Source organism: Leifsonia sp. SIMBA_070, assembly GCF_046534635.1.
Taxonomy (GTDB): Bacteria; Actinomycetota; Actinomycetes; order Actinomycetales; family Microbacteriaceae; genus Leifsonia.
In genome coordinates this window covers 1-276 of record NZ_JAWRYK010000218.1, presented here as the reverse complement: position 1 = coordinate 276, position 276 = coordinate 1, and the positions used below count along the sequence as shown (strand labels likewise).

The window sequence follows — 276 nt, the reverse complement described above, 5'->3', positions numbered from 1 at the left end:
AAGAATTAATGATACAAGAAAATTTGTAAAAATTAATTATCCAAAAATGAAAATGATTTTTTCCTTTATTTTAGTTGGAGTCCAATTAATTATAGGGTATTTAGATATAAATATAATTACCAAATCATGTATTAATTTTATAGTTCTTTTAACGCTTATTTATTTGAGTTTAGAATTTACTAAAAAACCTATTATTCTGATTTTCAACAAATTTTTATATCTTTTTAAAAAAGTTAGAAAAACATAAAAGCTTTTTTTTGGAAGTCTTAGGATATC

At 19.2% G+C, this 276-nt stretch carries 1 protein-coding gene; it reads left to right on the top strand.

Annotated elements, in window-relative coordinates; genetic code table 11:
* Window positions 1-247: hypothetical protein (locus tag SB754_RS20100; protein WP_410784139.1), on the top strand; the 247-nt coding region annotated here is incomplete at its 5' end.
* Window positions 248-276 lie beyond the last annotated feature (29 nt).